An 18,228-nucleotide genomic window follows, 5' to 3' on the forward strand; every position below is an offset into this window, starting at 1 on the left:
GCTTGGCTTCTTGCGCAACGTCTGAGTGTCGGCTACCGCTCCCGACCATGACGAATGACGACGAAATGGCGTTCGAAATGGCGCTTGTTGCGCGGGCAGCCGCCGTGGAGACGCTGCTGCGGCGGTTGCTCGACGACCGCGCGCTTTCAGGTGAGATCGCCCGGCCCGACCGCCTGATGGCGGCGATGCGCCATGGCGTGCTGAACGGCGGCAAGCGTCTGCGCCCCTTCCTGGTCATGGAAAGTGCGGCACTTTTTTCCGCCGACGGCGAAGCGGCGCGGCGCGTTGCGGCCGCACTTGAATGCGTGCACTGCTACTCGCTGATCCACGACGACCTGCCCGCCATGGACGACGACGATCTTCGCCGCGGCCAACCGACCGTGCACAGGGCCTTCGACGAGGCGACCGCTATCCTGGCCGGCGACGCCTTGCTGACCCTGGCCTTCGACATCATCGCCGATGAGGCGACCATGCTGCCAGCCGAACGGCGGGCAGCCTTGGTGCTGGCGCTCGCCCGCGCCGCCGGTGCCGGCGGCATGGTCGGGGGCCAGAAGCTGGACCTCGAGGCCGAACGGGCGCCGCCGGACGAGGCCGGCATCATCCGGCTGCAGGCAATGAAGACCGGCGCGCTGATCCGCTTCGCCTGCGAGGCGGGCGCGCTCATTGCCGGCGCCTCGTCCGAAGACCGCGAGAGGCTGGCCGAATTCGGCTCGGCGACCGGCCTCGCCTTCCAGCTTGCCGACGACCTGCTCGACCTGACGGCGGACGTCGAGCAGATGGGAAAGGCGACCGGCAAGGACGCCGCCGCCGGCAAGGCGACGCTGGTGGCGCTGCACGGTCCGGGCTGGGCGCGCAGCCAGTTGCACGGTCTCATCGACCAGGCGCACGCGCTGCTTGAACCCTATGGCGAACAGGCGGCGATGCTGAAGGCGGCGGCGAAATTCGTCGCAACTCGCAATAGCTGACAGAGAGTCGGGAGATCAGGGTCGATGTCGTCCAATATGTTCGATCTCACCGGGCGCCGGGCACTGGTAACCGGCTCGTCGCAAGGCATTGGGTTCGCCCTGGCAAAAGGCTTGGCAGAAGCCGGTGCCAAGGTCGTCCTCAATGGCCGTGACGCGGCGAAGCTCGCCGCGGCGGCGGCACAGATCCCCGGCGCGGAAGCACTCGCCTTCGACGCGACCGATCATGATGCCGTCCGCTCCGAGATCGACGGTTTCGAGCTGTCGGGCGGGCGTATCGACATACTGGTCAACAATGCCGGGATGCAATTCCGCTCGCCCCTCGAGGACTTTCCCGCCGACGCGTTCGAGCGCCTGCTGCAGGCCAACGTCGCCAGCGTCTTCCATGTCGGCCAGGCGGTCGCCCGTCACATGATCGGGCGTGGCCGCGGCAAGATCATCAACATCGCCAGCGTGCAGACCGCACTCGCCCGCCCGGGCATCGCACCCTACACGGCTACCAAAGGCGCGGTTGGCAACCTGACCAAGGGCATGGCGGCCGACTGGGCCAAACACGGCCTGCAATGCAACGCGATCGCGCCAGGCTATTTCGACACGCCGCTCAACGCGGCACTTGTCGCCGACCCGGCATTCAGCGCCTGGCTCGAAAAGCGCACGCCGGCCGGCCGCTGGGGCAAGGTCGAAGAACTGGTCGGGGCCTGCGTCTTCCTGGCCTCCGATGCCTCGTCCTTCGTCAACGGCCATATCCTCTATGTCGACGGCGGCATCACGGCATCGATCTGATCGGGCACGTCGGACAACATCTCACAGGTTCGCCGAATTTTCCCGCTGCCGCCGTCATCCGGTGCGATCCTGGAACGCGCCGGTGTCCACGTCGCTGATGAAGCGAGCGACGACAGCCGCGCACTCGCGATGATGTGTTTCCAGCAGGAAAATCCGTATGATGGCGGCTACGGGCCTGTAGGCGTGTAATTGATGGAACGAGGTTTAGGTTCGTGGCGGGCACACGCACGAAATGGAGTGCAGGATCACTTGACCGGCGGTCATTCCCGGCATGTCCGCGCGAACGAAATCTTAATGTAAATGAAGCGTAATCCCGACCATTAAAATAATGCGTATGTGTTGGGGTTGCGCATGCCGGAATATTCTTCCTTCATCCGGTCTGTCCGGGTTCGCTATCTTTCAGGATTGTTGATTTTCGCGCTGGCTTCCGCCGCCATCATGGGCGCGCTCGATCGCGTCAATTCCTTCCGCCACCAGATCGATGCCCTGAGCAGCAATCTTGTCGTCTTCGCCCGCGACCTGCGCAACGCAACCAGCTTCGCCGAGACAACCGGCACCGCCTGGCGAACCGAAACGCGCGATGCGCTGACCGCGTCGGCGCGCGGCCATTCCGAGCGCCTGACCGGCGAGATAGAGACACTTACGGCACAGCTCGCCGCGATACGCTCTCGCCTGTCGACCAGCACCATCAACGAGCTCGAATCCGCGTCCGTCAACGGTGACCTGTTCTGGTCGCCGCGCGACATGGTGCGTAACTTCAACCTGATGTCGGTGGCGCAGAAGGTCGACGAGTGGAGCTATCGCGAAATTCGCAATCAGAATGACCTGTTTACCCAACCGATGCTGGTTCGTGTCCGCACCGCGATGGACGGCGAGCGCCATTTGGCCGACGCTTCCAGTGACCGGCTCCTGCTCTGGGCGACCGGTCTGCTGTTCGCCGTCCTGGCCATCGTCGCCTTCTGGATCTTCCGGCCGATGGAAAAGGCCATCCGCCGCGCCTTCGCCCAATCGGCCGAATCCCTGTCCAAGGCAGAGGCCGCCGACCGCGCCAAATCGGAATTCCTGGCCAATATGAGCCACGAGATCCGCACGCCGATGAACGGCGTGCTTGGCATGGCCGAACTCCTGGCCAAGACCGAGCTGACCACGCGCCAGAAGACCTTCACCGACGTCATCGTCAAATCGGGCAACGCGCTGCTCACCATCATCAACGACATCCTCGATTTCTCCAAGATCAATGCCGGCCAGCTGACGCTCGACCCCGCTCCCTTCCGCCTTACCGAAGCGGTCGAGGATGTCGCCACCCTGGTATCGGCGCGGGTCGCCGAAAAGAACCTCGAACTGATCGTACGTGTCGACCCGCGCCTTCCCGCCCATGTCGTCGGCGACGCCGGACGGTTCCGGCAGATCGTCACCAACTTGGTCGGCAACGCGGTGAAGTTCACCGAGAAGGGCCATGTGCTGATCGATGTCGGCGGTGAAATCGTCAACGATGTCGTCCAGCTCAAGCTCCGCGTCGAGGACACCGGCATCGGCATTCCGGCCGAGAAGCTTCAGAACGTGTTCGAGAAATTCGCGCAGGTCGACGGCTCCTCGACCCGCCGCCACGAAGGCACCGGCCTTGGGCTTGCCATCGCCGCTCGCCTCGTCGACCTGATGGCTGGCAAGATCGGCGTCGAGAGCGAGATCGGCCGTGGCTCCGTCTTCTGGTTCGCGGTGCCGCTGCCCGCGCACCACGCCGACACACGCGACGCGGCCGTGCCGGTCGACGTCACCGGCGCGCGCGTGCTGGTCATCGATGACAATCCGGTCAACCGTGAGATCCTGCTCGAACAGCTCAGAGGCTGGAGCTTCGATTGCGCCGCCGCCGAAAGCGGCGCCATTGGGCTGGCCTTCCTCGATCGCGCCTGGCAGCTGGGTGCCGCCGTGGACTGCATCATCCTCGATTACCAGATGCCCGGCATGAACGGCGCCGATGTCGCCAGGGCGATTGCCGCCGACAGCCGCCTGTCCAGCATTCCGGTCGTTCTGCTGACCTCGGTCGACCAGGTCGATTTCGGCAAGATGATCATCGATTTTGGAATTGCCGCGCATCTGACCAAGCCGGCGCGCTCCGCGGTCCTGCTCGGCACTGTCATTTCGGTCGTCCAGAAGGCCCGTTCGCAGGTCGGCAAGGCGCAGTTCGTTCGTGAACCGGTCCGGCCGCCGCCGGCAGCGGCGCCCGCCTTCACCGTCATCCGCGGCCCGGCCATGCCGGTCGCCCCGGCGCCGGAATCGATGGCCACGCCGAACGGCCCGATCGACATCCTCATCGCCGAGGACAATGACGTCAACCAGCTGGTGTTCGGCCAGATCCTCAACGGGTTGGGCTTGAGCTACCGCATCGCCGGCAACGGCCGCACCGCGGTCGAAATGTACCGGTCGCTGCGCCCCAGGCTGATCCTGATGGACGTCTCGATGCCCGAGATGAACGGCTACGAGGCGACCCGCGCCATAAGGGCCATGGAGGCCCCGGCGGGCGCCCACATACCGATCATCGGCGTCACCGCGCATGCCCTGAAGGGCGACCGCGACAAATGCATCGATGCCGGCATGGACGACTACCTGCCGAAGCCGGTTTCGCCGGACCGCCTCGGCGCCAAGATCGGCACCTGGCTCAGCGAGACAGTGGTGGCGAAGACCGCCTAGCCGGCGTCAGACGGCTGCGTCCAACTGATAGCGGCGCATCCAAGCGAGGCTTGTCTCATCGGAGAGCTTTGCAACGCCCGGCCTTACATCCTCGGCATTGGGTGAATGGACGCCCAGGGCTTCGCAGATGTCGAGCAATGTCGCGGCCGGGTTGGCGGAAAGACGCTCATAGCCAATCCGCAGCGGGGTTACGTCTTGCTCCGCGAACCAGGCATTCCAGGCGGCATCATAAGTCTCGAGTTCCGTGACCTCACGTTTGATCCGGTCGAAGTCATATTGCGGTTCTTTCGACGGTGCGACCCTTTCGATCTCGGTTCCATCGGGAGCGACGTGCCAGAGACCGGTCTGCTCCGCCTTGATCAGGGAGACGGCTTGGGCGAGCTTGTCCCCACGCGAAAGATGTATGTAGACGATACGGCCAAATGCCTTTTCTAAACGCGCCTTGTCCGACGGAAGCCCGGGGAAAATCTGCTCAAGGATCGCCGAGAGCTCATCCAGATTTTCCCGCATCAGACGAAGCCCGAAGACACCTGTCCCACTCTTGCCAGCGGCGATCGCCGCGTTGAGATAGGCGATCTGGAATTCGAGCTCGCTCATCGTGCCGCGACTGGGCAAGTTCCACTCTTCGGCCCACTCCGCGACGTCCTGCCGTCGATAGAACGAGTGGGGATCGCCGGCTGTCTTCGTAGACGCCAGAAGTCTGCACAGCAAAGTGCTCCCGGTTCTCGGCGTACCGCAGAGAATGTATCCATCGAACATGTTGCGGCCCTGTTGCTCACAAGTGGCAGGGGCTGTTGCCCGGGAGATGATGGCTGCCTATGCCCGAAATTCCAAGCCGATGCGACGGGCACACACCAGCTGCAGCACGTCGCTTTCCTGTACGGCAAAATCCCCTGACCTACCGGTTGCGCACCACCACGCACGCTCCGCCGACGCTCTGCAATTTCTGGCAGATGACATTGGCCGCGGCGCGGTCGTCGACCCCGATCCTGACCGCATAGATGCCGCGCCGGCCGATTGGCGTGCGCACCCGGCTGACCACTGGATCATGCCCGCTGAGCAGTGCCGGAAAACGGCTCCGCACCCGCAGCCACTGGCTTATCGCGGCGCTGCGGCGGAAATTGCCGGCCACCTGGATGCCCCATCGCTTTACGTTGATCGAGGCCATGGCCACCGTCCGCGACATGATCACCGGCAGCTTTCGGCACGCGGCGGCAAAATCGGCCTTCGCGTCAAGCGGCTGGATCTTCCCGGCATAGGCCCGGTCGGTGAACTTGTCGACCGGTTCGCCCATGATGTCGAAGACATAGCTCTCTGTTTCCATCGGCAGAAAGCCACCCGAACCCAGCCAGCGCGACACCCGGTTTTCGCCCGCATTGTAGGCGGCGGCCGCCAGTCCCAGGTTGCCATAGCTGGTTTTCATCTCGGCGAGATACTTGGCCGAAGCCGGGATTGCCTGGTTGATGTCGAAGGAATTGCCGAGCCCCCGCATCTTGGCTGTGCCCGGCATGAACTGCGCGATGCCTTCGGCACCGACTGGACTGACGGCGTTGGGATCGAACCGGCTTTCCTTCCAGATCAGCCGGGCGAAGAAATCCCTGGACAGGCCGTTCTGGTCGGCATGGGCCTGGATCAGGTTGCAGACCTTGTCGATCAGCCTCTGCTTGGCGGATTGCGGCGGATCGGCCTGAACACCTGTCGAGCAGCCCAGGACGCAAAGCAGAACCAGCGTCACCCCGGGGAAACGCCGCATGGTGCCTACTCCGCCGCGGCCTTGCCGCGACCGAACCTTTGCTCGATATAGTCGGCGACCATCTTCTCGAAATCCGCCGCGATCGACGGCCCGCGCAGCGTCGCCGCCTTCTTGCCGTCGACGAAGACCGGCGCCGTCGGCGTCTCGCCGGTGCCGGGCAGCGAAATGCCGATATCGGCGTGTTTGGATTCGCCCGGGCCGTTGACGATGCAGCCCATCACCGCGACCTTGAGGTTCTCGACGCCGGGATATTTCTCGCGCCACACCGGCATGTTTTTCCTGAGGTCAGCCTGGATGTTCTGGGCCAGTTCCTGGAATACGGTCGAGGTCGTGCGGCCGCAGCCGGGGCAGGCGGCGACGATCGGCACGAACTGCCGGAAGCCCATGGTCTGCAGCAGTTCCTGCGACACCTGCACCTCCCGGGTGCGGTCGCCATTGGGCTCCGGCGTCAGCGAGATGCGGATGGTGTCGCCGATGCCTTGCTGGAGCAGGATGCCCATTGCGGCAGACGAGGCGACGATGCCTTTCGACCCCATGCCGGCCTCGGTGAGGCCGAGATGCAGCGCATGATTGGAGCGGCTGGCAAGCTCGGTGTAGACGGCGATCAAATCCTGCACGCCGCTGACCTTGGCCGACAGGATGATCTTTTCGCGGCCAAGGCCGATCTCTTCCGCCATCTCAGCCGACAGGATCGCCGACTGCACGATCGCCTCGCGCGTCACTTCCTGCGCCGTCAGCGGGAAGCCCTTGGCCTGATTGTCGTCCATCAGGCGGGTCAAGAGCTCCTGGTCGAGCGAGCCCCAGTTGACGCCGATGCGCACAGGCTTGTCATGCTTGATCGCCATCTCGACGATCGCCGCGAACTGCCGGTCCTTCTTGTCCTTGAAGCCGACATTGCCGGGATTGATACGGTACTTGGCCAGCGCCTCGGCGCAGGCCGGATGGTCGGCCAAAAGCTTGTGGCCGATATAGTGGAAGTCGCCGACCAGTGGCACGTTGATGCCTAATCGCGCCAACCTTTCATGAATGCGCGGCACCGCGGCGGCACTCTCGTCACGATCGACGGTGATGCGCACGATCTCGGAACCAGCGCGGTGCAGCGCCGCCACCTGGGCGACGGTCTGGTCGATATCGGCCGTATCGGTGTTGGTCATCGACTGCACGACAACGGGCGCGCCGCCGCCAACGACCACGCCGCCGACATCGACGCCAACCGACGTGCGGCGGGGGAAGGGAGATGAAAAATATCCGGTCATGCCGGCAGCCTTCTGTCTCTGGAGCGCCATGCGTCCGCTTGGACGCACGAAGTACGCTCCGGGCCGATGCGCTGAAGTCCGGCATGAGGTGGATGAGCAAAGATGGCTTGTCAATGGCGACAGGTCGCCACTGGCCGGAATCCGCCGCCAGAACAATCCATGATCTGGCGACGGCCAAAGGGCAATGGACCCGAATGGATGCCCGTTTCGGTTGCAGCTGGGCGCTGCAAATCAAAAAACACCACACCGGCAACAAGCGCTGCCGGCAGAGAAGCCGCGGATCGTAGACGGCTATGTCAGGAGGGTATCAATGCGTGGTGGGTTGCGCCCTCAGTTTTTCAATCTCGTCCTTGAGTGCCAGCTTGCGTCGCTTGAGATTCACGATTTCGAGGTCGTCCACCGACGGGTGGTTCATCGCGTCATCGATCTCGCGTTCGATGTCGCCGTGTTTCCGCTGCAACTCATCAAGATGGGATGCAAGAGACATGATTGGTTCTCCCTTTCATGGTTTCCTCGATGCAACCGTCAAGGCGCGTCCACCGCAAGTTCGCATCTGTGACGGCACGGTGACAGTGTGCCACCATCTGTCGGCGATGTCGAATGCTGCGTGGTAGCATTCCACGGCAATATGAAATGTGGTATGGCCTGCGCGCCGGTGGCAGAATTGCCGCCCCCGCCCAAATCAGGCCCACTATTTGGGCGTAGCAGACGTGCACACGGTAGAGAATGTCCGATCAGGAACAGGCCGATATTCGCCTCGAATTTTCCCGGCTGAAGCAGGAACACGCCGATTTCGATGCCGCGATCAATGCGATGATCGCCATGAACTGCGACCCGCTGCAGATTCAGCGCATGAAGAAGAAGAAGCTGGTGCTCAAGGACCGGCTGATGGCGCTGGAAGACAGGATCATCCCGGACATCATCGCGTAAGCGGCAACGCCCGGTCTCTTCGTCCCTTTTCGACTATCCGCCGATCGAAAGCCTGGACGCGCGTTCGCGCAGCAGGCCCAGGAGCTCGCCGGTTTTTTCGGTCGACGTATCGATGGGTACCACTAGGCACATTGTCGCCTCGACCTTGCCGGCAGCGGAGAACACGGGGGCGGCCAGGCATTTCGTGTAGGCGTCGACCAGCCCTGAGGTAACGCAATAGCCGGTCGATTTGGCCGTCGCGATGTCGGCGACGAAATCGTCGAACTCGATCCTGCGCCCATCAGGCAGCACGAGATCGTCGTCCGAGACCATGCCCTCGATATCAGCCCGTTCGAAGCCCGCAAGAAGCAGCCGCCCGGAAGCGGTCCAGGGCAGCGGGATCTGCAGGCCGGTGGCCGAGCTGATGCGGAATGGCCTGGTGCCAGGGCTAGCGTGGACGATCGTGTAGCGTCCGCTCTGCAGCATGCACAATTCGGAGGTTTCGCCGGTCTCGCGCGACAGATTGTCGACCTCCTGGCGCCCGCGCCTCAACAGGTCGTTGCCGCGCACATAATCCATTCCGTAGAGATAGAGCTTCTTGCCGAAATAGACGCGGTTGCCGTCGCCGGTCATTTCCAACAGGCCGGCGTCGACCAGCGAGCGCACAAGCGTATAGGTCGTCGAGCGGGGCGCGTTCACTCCCTTGGCAAGGTCGCCGATACCGGTCGCGCGCTGCGTCGCATGAAGGAACTCAAGAATCTCGAGCACCCGGTTGAGGCCCTTTTCACGAGAGCCTGGCGTCTTCTCGCCAGCTGAAATTACCAAGGCGCTGCCATCTTGCATTGTTGATTCCTGATGTTAGTATCTGTCTTGTACAGGATACATACGTCTCTTGTAAGAGACAATTTTGATCAAACACTGACGCGTGTATCTCTCGTTCAAAGGGGAACAACAACACGAAAGGAAGGTCGCCGTGAACGACACATCCGGAAGACGTGATTTTCTGAAAATGGGAATGGCCGGACTGGCCACGGCTGGCGTGCTGGCAACGGTCGACGCCCAAAAGGCCGCCGCCCAGGCGGCATCCGATAGCCTGCTGCGCACCGTGCTCGATCGCGGCAAGCTGATCGTCGGCACCGGCAGCACCAACGCGCCCTGGCACTTCGAGAACGATGCCGGCGAACTGGTCGGCATGGACATCACCATGGGCCGTATCCTTGCCAAGGGCCTTTTCGACGATCCGACCAAGGTCGAGTTCGTCATGCAGGATCCGGCGCAGCGCATTCCGAACGTGACCACCAACAAGGTCGATATCACCATCCAGTTCATGACCATGACGGCGCAGCGTTCGCAACTGATCAACTTCTCCAGGCCTTACTATGTCGAAGGCGTTGCCTTGCTGACGCTTCCCACCGCCGAGAACAAGACCTTCGACAAATTGCTTGCCGCCGGTTCGGCGACGCGCATCTCCATCCTGCAGAACGTCGATGCCGAAAACTCGGTGCATTTCGCCCTGCCGCAGGCGCAGGTGATGCAAATCGACACCCAGGCCAATGTGCTGCAGGCGCTGGAATCCAAGCGCGCCGACGCCGCCGCGGTCGATCTCTCGACTGTGCGCTGGCTCGCCTCGCGCAATCCGGACAAATACTTCGATGCCGGCAAGAGCTGGTATTCGATGCTCTATGGCGCGGCACTGCGGCAAGGCGATCTCGACTGGCTGACTTTCGTCAACCAGACCTTCACCATCGCCATGTTCGGCCATGAAACGGCGCTCTACGACGCCGCGTTCAAGGACTATTTCGGACAGGAGCCGCCGGCCCGCCATCCCGGCTTCCCGGTCATCTGATCCCGGCAGGCGGAAGGGCGGCAATCTGCGCCCTTTCGCCCCCTTTTCTCCGACGGCTTCGCACTGAGGCGGACGCATGGGCTATGCCCTCAATTTCAACCTGATCTGGCGGCATTTCGACAAGCTCTGGGGCGGCCTGCTGCTCAGTCTCGAGCTCGCCGTCATCTCGATCGCCATCGGCATCGTCATCGGGCTGGTGCTGGCGGTCTGGTATGTCTCGGCCGGACGTGTGGTGCGCGGCATCATCGCCGCCTATGTCGAATTCATCCGCAACGTGCCGCTGATCCTGCTCGTCTATCTCGTCTTCTACGGCCTGCCGACCGTCATCGACGTCGCCTACAGCGCGCAGACTTCGTTTATCGCGACGCTGTCGGTCTACAGCGGCGCCTATCTGGTCGAGGTGTTCCGTTCGGGGCTGGAGGCCGTCCCGCGCGGCCAGCTCGATGCCGGCAAGGCGATCGGGCTCACGCCCTGGCAGCGACTGCTCCATGTGCGCCTGCCCACCATGCTGCGCATCACCTTGCCGGCGCTGTCCAACACCTTCATCTCGCTGTTCAAGGATACCTCGATCGCTTCGGTCATCTCGGTGCCCGAGCTCACCTTTGGCGCGCAGTGGATCAACTTCAACACCTTCCGCATCGTCGAGGTCTACCTGGTCACGACGGCTATGTATCTCTTGACCGGCTATGCGCTGCTATTCGCGCTGCGGCTCGTCGAGCGCAGGTTCAGGGCGGCGCGCTGACATGTACAGCCAGATCCTCTATGCCTTGCCGTTTCTCGCCCAGGGTTTCGCCTTGACCTTGTGGGTGTCGCTGCTGGTCGTGGTGCTGTCGCTCATAATCGGCGTGCTGCTGGGCGTCGGCCTGGTCTATGGCCCCACGCCGCTGCGCTGGGCGGTGCGTGTCTTCAGCGACACCATCCGCGGCATTCCGATCCTCGTGCTGATGTTCTTCGTCTATTACGGCCTGCCAGCGATCGGGCTGCATCTGCAGTCTTTCTGGGCCGCGGTGGCGGCGCTCACTCTGTTCAAGACGGCGCAGGTGGTTGAATATCTGCGCGGCGCCGTCGGCTCCATTCCCAAGGGCCAGTCCGAAGCGGCGATGGCGATCGGGCTGACCTTCCGCCAGCGGCTGGCCTACGTCATCTTCCCGCAGGCATTCAGGCGTTTCCTGCCTCCCTGGATCAACGGCGTCACCGACGCGGTCAAGGGCAGCGCGCTGGTCTCGCTGCTCGGCATCACCGATCTCATGCAGGCCATCAACCAGGTCATCGGCCGCACCTACGAGGCAATGCCGCTCTATATCCTCGGCGCGCTGGTCTACTTCGGCGTCAATTATGCGCTATCGCTCGCCAGCCGGCGGCTGGAGCGGCGCTTCTCCTTCATTCGGGAATAGCACCATGTCCACAAACGCCAGTCCCGCGCTGCTCGAAGTGCGCAATGTCTCCAAGGCGTTTGGTGCCGTCGAGGTGTTGCGCTCCGTCAGTCTCGAGGTGAAGCGGGGCGAGGTGGTGACGGTCATCGGGCCCTCCGGCAGCGGCAAGACCACGCTGCTACGCTGCGTCAACTTCCTCGAAAGCTACGACAGCGGCTCGATCCGCATCGACGGCAGGGAGGTCGGCTATCGCGAAGCCGCAGCCCGTCAGCGCCGCAGCGAGCGCGACCTTGCCGCGATGCGCGCCGAAACAGGGATGGTGTTCCAGAGCTTCAACCTCTTTCCGCACCTGACGGCGGCCGGCAACATCATGCTCGGCCTCACCAAGGTGCGCGGCAAGAGCAATGCCGAGGCGCGCACGATTGCCGAACATTGGCTCGGCCGGGTCGGCCTCGCTCACAAGGCCGACAGCTTGCCGGCCGAATTGTCGGGCGGCCAGCAGCAGCGTGTCGGCATCGCCCGCGCGGTGGCGATGGGCCCTAAAATCCTGCTGCTCGACGAGATAACCTCCGCGCTCGATCCCGAGCTCGTCGGTGAGGTGCTGGAAGTCGTGCGTAGCCTGGCCGAGGATGGTATGACGATGGTGATGGTCACGCATGAGATGGCCTTCGCCCGCGATGCCTCGAGCCGCATCGTCTTCATGGCTGATGGCGGCGTCAGCGCCGTCGGCCCGCCAAAGGAGATCCTGGCGGCGGACACCGACAATGAGCGCCTCCGCACCTTCCTGGCGCGCTTCCGCGCCTCGCATTTCTGATATCGGGTGGTGAAAGTCATCCCAAGGAGCCCTCTCCCATGACGCCTTACATCCGTCTCGCCGAGCTCGGCCTGACGCTGCCCGAGCCGCCGACGCCCATCGCCAACTTCGTCACCCATGCCGAAAGCGGCCGGTTGATCTTCCTGTCTGGCCAGGGACCGCTGCGGGCGGACGGCACGCTGTTCACAGGCAAGGTCGGCGAGGACGTCACAGTCGAGCAGGCCTATGAGCATGCCCGCCTCACCGGCCTCAATCTGCTTGCCGTCATGCATGCCGCCGCCGGCGATCTCGGCCGCATCGTGCGCATCGTCAAGCTGCTCGGCTTCGTCAACGCGATACCGACCTTCAGCGACCATCCGAAAGTGGTCAACGGCTGTTCCGACCTGTTCGCGGACGTCTTCCACAAGATCGGCGGCCATGCCCGCTCGGCGATCGGCGTCGGCTCGCTGCCTGGAAACATCACTGTCGAAATCGAAGCGGTCGTCGAGATCGCCGCCTGATTTTGCCATCCACGGGATTGCTCAAATGAAAACCTATTCCGACACTGGTTCCAACACCACGATCCGCGAATGGCTCGGCCTTCGTCCGATCATCAACGTCTCCGGCACGATGACGGCGCTCGGCGCATCGATCATCGTCCCGGAAGCGATCCGCGCCATGTCCGAAATAGCTTCGCAATGGGTGGAAATGGACGATCTGCAGCGCGCCGCAAGCACGGTCGTCGCGCGCCTGACCGGCGGCGAGGCCGGTTTCATCACCGCTTGCTGCGCCAGCGGCATCACCATGGCGATCGCCGGCGCGATGACGGGGACCAACTTGTTGGCTATCGAACGCCTGCCGGACGACACCGAGGGTCTCAAGTCGGAGGTCATCGTCCAGCTCGGTCACATCGTCAATTATGGTGCTCCGATCGACCAGTCGATCCGGCTGGCCGGCGCCAGGGTGGTGCCGGCCGGCACGGTCAGCGTCACGCAGGACTATCATGTGCGCGACGCGATCCGCGACCGCACGGCGGCGGGCCTCTATGTCGTTGCCCACCACACGGTGCAGTACGGCATGCTGTCGTTAGAGGAATTCTGTGAGATCTGCCACGCCAGGGGCGTCCCGGTGATCGTCGACGCCGCTTCCGAATATGACCTGCACAGCTTCCTGGCGCGCGGCGCCGACATCGTCATCTACAGCGGCCACAAATTCCTGTCAGGACCCACCAGCGGCATCGTCACCGGACGCAAGGACCTGGTGCGCGCCGCCTATCTGCAGAACCGCGGCGTCGCGCGCGCCATGAAGGTCGGCAAGGAAAGCATCGCCGGCACCATGGCAGCACTCGAAGCCTGGGAAAAGCGCGACCACGCCGGCATCCGCGAGCGCGAAGAGGCAGCCCTCGATCTGTGGAAGGACACGCTGCAGGGACTGCCTGGCATCGTCGCGCAGATCATTCCGGACCCGACAGCCAACCCTCTGGACCGGCTGCAGATCTTCGTGTCGCCCGCGAGCCGGTTCACCGCCGCCGGCCTTGCCTCGGCACTGGCCGCGGGTTCGCCGCCCATCATCGTGCGCAATCACGAAGTCGAGCGCGGCCACTTCTTCCTCGACCCCTGCAATCTCCACCCCGGCGAGGCGGCGATCGTCGCCGAACGGCTGCGCGCCATCTTGACCGCCAAGGACCGCCCCGCCGATGCGATGAAAACTCCCCGCAAGGATTCGTCCGGCGCCTTGCGCTGGCCGGATTAGACCGCGAACGGCCGCGCCGTGCCACGCCATCACGCGACCGTGAACGACCGGACCTGCACCCGCAGGGAATAAACCGCCATCATCTCGGGTCTCCTCAGCATACGCCACTCCGGGCGTTGAGGAGACCGACATGACCCATCACCACGATGACGACAGCGGACGCGACGGCATCAGCCGCCGTCATGCGCTGGAATGCATGATCTGGGCCGGCACGGGTGTGCTGTGGACGATTTCAGGCGGCGTGCCGATGTCGCTCAACCTGCTTGGCGCCGCTGAGGCCGCCGAAGCCGTGGCCACCGGCTTCACCTTCCTGCAGATCTCCGACAGCCATATCGGCTTCGACAAGGCGGCCAACCCGCATGCCATCGACACGCTGAAGGAAGCGATGGGCAAGATCCAGGCGCTTAAGCAAAAGCCGGCCTTCATGATCCACACCGGCGACATCACCCATCTTTCCAAGGCCGCACAATTCGACAACGCCGCCGAGATTATCGGCGGCGCCGGCTTCGACGTGCATTACGTGCCGGGCGAGCATGATTTGATCGACGACGGCAATGGCAAGGCCTATCTCGAGCGCTACGGCAAGGGCACCAAGGGCGCCGGCTGGTATTCGTTCGACCAGAACGGCGTGCATTTCGTGGCGCTGGTCAATGTCGTCAACCTCAGGGCTGGCGGGCTCGGCAATCTCGGCGCCGAGCAACTGGCCTGGCTAGCCGACGACCTGAAGGCGCTCAGCGCCTCGACGCCGATCGTCGTCTTCGCCCATATCCCGCTATGGGCCGTCTATCCCGAATGGGGCTGGGGCACCGACGACGCTGCGCAGGCGCTTGGTCTGCTCAAGCGCTTCGGCTCGGTCACGGTGCTCAACGGCCATATCCACCAGATCATGCAGAAGGTGGAAGGCAACGTCACCTTCCACACCGCGCGCTCGACCGCCTTCCCACAGCCCGCACCTGGCACTGCCCAATCGCCTGGACCGATGACGGTGCCGGCTGGGCAGTTGCGCGGCCTGCTCGGCACCAGCAGCGTCACCGTGAAGCAAGGCGGGCAGGATCTAGCCATCATCGACACGACGCTCGCCGGCGCCTGAACGGGAAAGGAAATCACCATGATCTGCATACGCCTTCCGGCCCGGCACATGGCCGCGATCCTTGCGGCCTTCAGCTTGGCAACGGCGACTTGCCAGCCGTTGCGCGCGGCCGACGGGCCGATGGTCAAAATAGAGAATTTCGCCTTCACGCCACCTGAGCTGACGGTCAAACCCGGCACTACCGTGACCTTCAGGAACGATGACGACATCCCGCATCAGGTCGTCGCCAACGATTCTTCCTTCCGCTCCAAGGCCCTTGACACCGGTGACACATATGAATTCACCTTCACCAAAGCAGGCGACTTTGCCTATTTCTGCGGGCTTCACCCGCACATGCAGGGCAAGATCACCGTCGCTCCCTGAAGGGGCGTGGCGAAACCTGCCCGGAGTGCCGGATCATGCAGCGGTGTTGAGCGAAAAGGCCCTGGCCGAGCGCTTCGGCGAGGTGGTGCTCCCGCATCTCGGCGATGCGCTTGTGCTCGCCCGCTGGCTGACAGGCAACGCCGCCGATGCCGAGGATGTCGTGCAGGAAGCCTGCGTGAAGGCGCATGCCGGCATCGCCCGCTATGCCGGCGGCAATGCCCGCGCCTGGCTGCTGACCATCGTGCGCAACACCGCCTACACCTGGATGTCGCGCAACCGGTCGCGCGGCATCATGGCCGTCGGCGACCTCGGCGATCTCGACGAGATGGCGGCAGCACACGGCCCCAGCCTGCTCGATGAGAATGGCCCTGAGGCGAGCCTGATCGCCAGGGCCGATACGGCGGCGCTTGAGGCGGCGATCGCCGCACTGCCGCAGCCGTTTCGCGAGACGTTGGTGTTGCGCGACATTAATGGTCTCACCTATCGCGAGATTTCGGCCATGCTCGGCGTGGCGATGGGCACGGTCATGTCACGGCTGGCGCGGGCGCGGAGCCTGCTTATGTCTGAACTTGGGAGCGCGCCATGAGCGACGACGGACTGCCCAACGACGCGGAGGGGATCAGGCTGATGATCCACGCCCTGGTCGATGGCGAACTCGACGCCGCGGCTGCACTTGCGGTGGAGCGGCGGATCGCCGCCGACCCGGCGCTGGCCGCCGAACATGCCCGCATCGTCGCCTTGCAGGCGGCGGTCGGTCGCTTGCCACGCCCCGATGTCAGCGATGCCTTTCGAGCGCGCATCGCCGCACTTGGTGCGACAGGCACGGCACATTCGGCACAAGATGAGGCTTTGGAGCCGCAGTGGGGCAAGCCGTCGACGCGGCCGGATCAGATAGAGGCGGACCAGGTCCACGCAACCGCGAGGCGGGGGACAAGGCCATCGCAGATGCGGACGCTGCCAAGGGCGCACCGCTTCGGCTCGTTCGACTGGCGAGCGCTGGCCGCGTCGATCGTGGTCACTGCGGTGCTGGCCAGCGGGGCGACGCAATGGATGATGTTCGACAGCGCGTCGGACGGCTTTGCAGCGGCGGTCGCCAGCGGCCATCGCCGCAGCCTGCTTGCGGCGAGCCCCATCGACATCGTCTCGTCCGACCGCCATACGGTCAAGCCATGGCTCGACGCTCGGATCGGCGTTTCGCCGCCGGCGCCCGATCTCGCGCAGGATGGCTACGCCCTCATCGGCGGCCGGGTCGAGGTGATCGCCGACCGGCCGGTGCCGGCGCTGGTCTACCGCCACCGCGAGCACCTGATCACGCTGGTCGCCGAACCGCAGCAGGGCGGCGGCACGGCCGCGCCTGACGATCTCTCGTCAGGCGGCTTCTCGCTGGTGCACTGGAGCGACGGCGCGTTCTCCTATTGGGCGATCTCGGACATGGAACGGCCAGAACTCGACGACTTCGTCGCCCGTTTCCGCAAGGCGGCGGTGTAGACAGACCCCTCCTGCTCACCACCTCCCCAGCGGCGGCGGGCTCGAAGGCTGCCGCGCCAGTTGGACCTGCCGATGTCGCGTCGAAAGGCAGTTCCCCCATTCCAAATAGTAACTTTACAAATTTTTTTATATGTGTGAAGTTATGATCGACACAGGGCCGATCATGACCACCAATCGTTTTGCAACACGCCTGAACTCCTTTGCCTCGCGGCCGCAGACTGAATGGCCGGGCCTTGTCGGCAAGCCGTCGCTGATGCAGATGGCGGCGCGCGCCGCCAAGGTCGGTGGACTGACCGATCTTGATCTCAACTTTCCCGACCACGTTGGCGAAAAGCCTGCCGAAATCGCACGCAAGCTTGGCGACCTCGGCCTTTCCATCAATGGCTTTGCCATGCGCTACTACTCCAATCCTGCTTTCAAGCTTGGCGCCTTCACCAATCCCGACCCGGTAGTGCGTCGTGAAGCGATCGACATGACCAAGGCCGGCATCGATGCCGTGCGCGAGGCAGGCGCCAATCTGATGACATTGTGGCTCGGCCAGGATGGCTTCGACTATGCCTTCCAGGCGGACTACGCGGCGCTCTGGCAACACGAAATCGATGGAATTCGTGAAGTCGCGGCACATGATCCGGATTGTCGGATCAGCCTCGAATACAAACCCAACGAGCCGCGCTCTTACAGCCTGATGCCGGACGCGGCGACAACCCTGCTGGCGATCCGCGATGTCGGCCTGCCCAACCTCGGCGTCACGCTCGACTTCGCCCATGTGCTCTATGCCGACGAACAGCCGGCTTTCGCCGCCGCCTTGGTGGCGCGCCACAGCAAGCTGCTCGGCGTGCATCTCAATGACGGCTACGCCAAGCGCGACGATGGCTTGATGGTCGGCGCGGTGCATACACTGCAGACGATCGAACTGCTGCGCCAGATCCGCCGCGACGGATACGCCGGCGCCATCTACTTCGACACGTTCCCCGACATGACCGGGCTCGATCCGGTGCATGAGTGCGAGGTAAACATCGCGACCGTCAAGCGCATGCTGCGCGTCGTCGACCGACTCGACCGGGACAACCGCTTGTCCGCCGCCATCGACGGTCAGGACGCGGTCTCGGCGCAGGCCATCATCCAGGAACTCATGCTCGGCCCGGAGAACTGAGGCCCGGCCGGGCCACGAC

At 63.9% G+C, this 18,228-nt stretch carries 21 protein-coding genes; 16 read left to right on the plus strand and 5 right to left on the minus strand.

Going from position 1 to position 18,228, the window contains the following annotated elements; translation table 11 throughout:
* The first annotated feature begins 47 nt into the window (after nt 1-47).
* The 3 genes from NKI49_RS25810 to NKI49_RS25820 all read left to right on the plus strand — a co-directional run bounded on the left by NKI49_RS25810 (nt 48) and on the right by NKI49_RS25820 (nt 4,433).
* The gene (locus NKI49_RS25810; protein WP_352600252.1) at nt 48-965 is read left to right on the plus strand and encodes a polyprenyl synthetase family protein; all 918 of its coding nucleotides are present in this window, start codon (nt 48-50) and stop codon (nt 963-965) included.
* A 24-nt stretch (nt 966-989) separates the two neighbouring features.
* Nucleotides 990-1,745, plus strand: coding sequence for an SDR family oxidoreductase (locus tag NKI49_RS25815; protein WP_352600254.1), 756 nt, complete (start codon nt 990-992; stop codon nt 1,743-1,745).
* 351 nt (nt 1,746-2,096) lie between these two features.
* On the plus strand, nt 2,097-4,433 hold the full coding sequence (locus NKI49_RS25820) for a response regulator (RefSeq protein WP_352600256.1): 2,337 nt from the start codon (nt 2,097-2,099) through the stop codon (nt 4,431-4,433).
* Nucleotides 4,434-4,439: 6 nt separating this feature from the next.
* Here NKI49_RS25820 and NKI49_RS25825 read toward each other — a convergent pair whose 3' ends face one another.
* The 3 genes from NKI49_RS25825 to ispG form a co-directional block, all read right to left on the minus strand.
* Nucleotides 4,440-5,192, minus strand: a complete 753-nt coding sequence (locus NKI49_RS25825; protein ID WP_352600258.1) for a Stf0 family sulfotransferase — start codon at nt 5,190-5,192, stop codon at nt 4,440-4,442.
* A 139-nt stretch (nt 5,193-5,331) separates the two neighbouring features.
* A complete protein-coding gene (locus NKI49_RS25830; protein WP_027023508.1) occupies nt 5,332-6,186 on the minus strand; it encodes a transglycosylase SLT domain-containing protein in 855 nt (284 codons plus the stop codon).
* 5 nt (nt 6,187-6,191) lie between these two features.
* The gene (gene ispG, locus NKI49_RS25835) at nt 6,192-7,442 is read right to left on the minus strand and encodes a flavodoxin-dependent (E)-4-hydroxy-3-methylbut-2-enyl-diphosphate synthase (protein WP_352600260.1); all 1,251 of its coding nucleotides are present in this window, start codon (nt 7,440-7,442) and stop codon (nt 6,192-6,194) included.
* Between the two features lie 92 nt (nt 7,443-7,534).
* Between ispG and NKI49_RS25840 the strand changes: the two genes are divergently transcribed.
* Nucleotides 7,535-7,729 carry a hypothetical protein gene (locus NKI49_RS25840; RefSeq protein ID WP_352695811.1) on the plus strand — a complete coding sequence of 65 codons (195 nt, stop codon included), beginning with the start codon at nt 7,535-7,537 and terminating at the stop codon, nt 7,727-7,729.
* Between the two features lie 20 nt (nt 7,730-7,749).
* Here NKI49_RS25840 and NKI49_RS25845 read toward each other — a convergent pair whose 3' ends face one another.
* The gene (locus tag NKI49_RS25845) at nt 7,750-7,929 is read right to left on the minus strand and encodes a YdcH family protein (RefSeq protein WP_027023510.1); all 180 of its coding nucleotides are present in this window, start codon (nt 7,927-7,929) and stop codon (nt 7,750-7,752) included.
* A gap of 239 nt (nt 7,930-8,168) precedes the next feature.
* Between NKI49_RS25845 and NKI49_RS25850 the strand changes: the two genes are divergently transcribed.
* Entirely contained in the window at nt 8,169-8,372 is a 204-nt protein-coding gene (locus NKI49_RS25850; RefSeq protein WP_027023511.1) for a YdcH family protein, read from the plus strand.
* A gap of 33 nt (nt 8,373-8,405) precedes the next feature.
* On the opposite strand, the gene NKI49_RS25855 is transcribed toward NKI49_RS25850, so the two are convergent.
* Nucleotides 8,406-9,194: an IclR family transcriptional regulator gene (locus NKI49_RS25855; RefSeq protein ID WP_352600263.1), complete on the minus strand. Its 789-nt coding sequence runs from the start codon at nt 9,192-9,194 to the stop codon at nt 8,406-8,408.
* 172 nt (nt 9,195-9,366) lie between these two features.
* Between NKI49_RS25855 and NKI49_RS25860 the strand changes: the two genes are divergently transcribed.
* From NKI49_RS25860 to NKI49_RS25910, 11 genes are all read left to right on the plus strand, one after another.
* Nucleotides 9,367-10,197 carry a transporter substrate-binding protein gene (locus tag NKI49_RS25860; RefSeq protein WP_352600514.1) on the plus strand — a complete coding sequence of 277 codons (831 nt, stop codon included), beginning with the start codon at nt 9,367-9,369 and terminating at the stop codon, nt 10,195-10,197.
* 76 nt (nt 10,198-10,273) lie between these two features.
* Nucleotides 10,274-10,939, plus strand: coding sequence for an amino acid ABC transporter permease (locus NKI49_RS25865; protein WP_352600265.1), 666 nt, complete (start codon nt 10,274-10,276; stop codon nt 10,937-10,939).
* A 1-nt stretch (nt 10,940) separates the two neighbouring features.
* Nucleotides 10,941-11,591, plus strand: a complete 651-nt coding sequence (locus tag NKI49_RS25870) for an amino acid ABC transporter permease (RefSeq protein ID WP_027023515.1) — start codon at nt 10,941-10,943, stop codon at nt 11,589-11,591.
* A 4-nt stretch (nt 11,592-11,595) separates the two neighbouring features.
* Nucleotides 11,596-12,384 (plus strand): amino acid ABC transporter ATP-binding protein, encoded by a 789-nt coding sequence (locus NKI49_RS25875; protein ID WP_352600267.1) that lies wholly within the window; start codon nt 11,596-11,598, stop codon nt 12,382-12,384.
* Nucleotides 12,385-12,422: 38 nt separating this feature from the next.
* Complete coding sequence (locus NKI49_RS25880) at nt 12,423-12,884, plus strand: RidA family protein (protein ID WP_027023517.1); 462 nt, start codon at nt 12,423-12,425, stop codon at nt 12,882-12,884.
* A 25-nt stretch (nt 12,885-12,909) separates the two neighbouring features.
* Nucleotides 12,910-14,115, plus strand: coding sequence for an aminotransferase class V-fold PLP-dependent enzyme (locus tag NKI49_RS25885; protein ID WP_352600270.1), 1,206 nt, complete (start codon nt 12,910-12,912; stop codon nt 14,113-14,115).
* 130 nt (nt 14,116-14,245) lie between these two features.
* Nucleotides 14,246-15,205 carry a metallophosphoesterase family protein gene (locus NKI49_RS25890; protein ID WP_352600272.1) on the plus strand — a complete coding sequence of 320 codons (960 nt, stop codon included), beginning with the start codon at nt 14,246-14,248 and terminating at the stop codon, nt 15,203-15,205.
* Nucleotides 15,206-15,223: 18 nt separating this feature from the next.
* A complete protein-coding gene (locus tag NKI49_RS25895; RefSeq protein ID WP_352600274.1) occupies nt 15,224-15,568 on the plus strand; it encodes a cupredoxin domain-containing protein in 345 nt (114 codons plus the stop codon).
* A 46-nt stretch (nt 15,569-15,614) separates the two neighbouring features.
* Nucleotides 15,615-16,154, plus strand: coding sequence for a sigma-70 family RNA polymerase sigma factor (locus NKI49_RS25900; protein WP_352600276.1), 540 nt, complete (start codon nt 15,615-15,617; stop codon nt 16,152-16,154).
* Nucleotides 16,151-17,056 carry an anti-sigma factor family protein gene (locus NKI49_RS25905; RefSeq protein WP_352600278.1) on the plus strand — a complete coding sequence of 302 codons (906 nt, stop codon included), beginning with the start codon at nt 16,151-16,153 and terminating at the stop codon, nt 17,054-17,056. The genes NKI49_RS25900 and NKI49_RS25905 overlap by 4 nt, the downstream gene beginning before the upstream one ends.
* Nucleotides 17,057-17,219: 163 nt before the next feature.
* Complete coding sequence (locus tag NKI49_RS25910; protein WP_352600280.1) at nt 17,220-18,209, plus strand: TIM barrel protein; 990 nt, start codon at nt 17,220-17,222, stop codon at nt 18,207-18,209.
* Nucleotides 18,210-18,228: the final 19 nt, after the last annotated feature.

The sequence above is a fragment of the Mesorhizobium sp. M0587 genome (assembly GCF_040320945.1).
Lineage (GTDB): Bacteria > Pseudomonadota > Alphaproteobacteria > Rhizobiales > Rhizobiaceae > Mesorhizobium.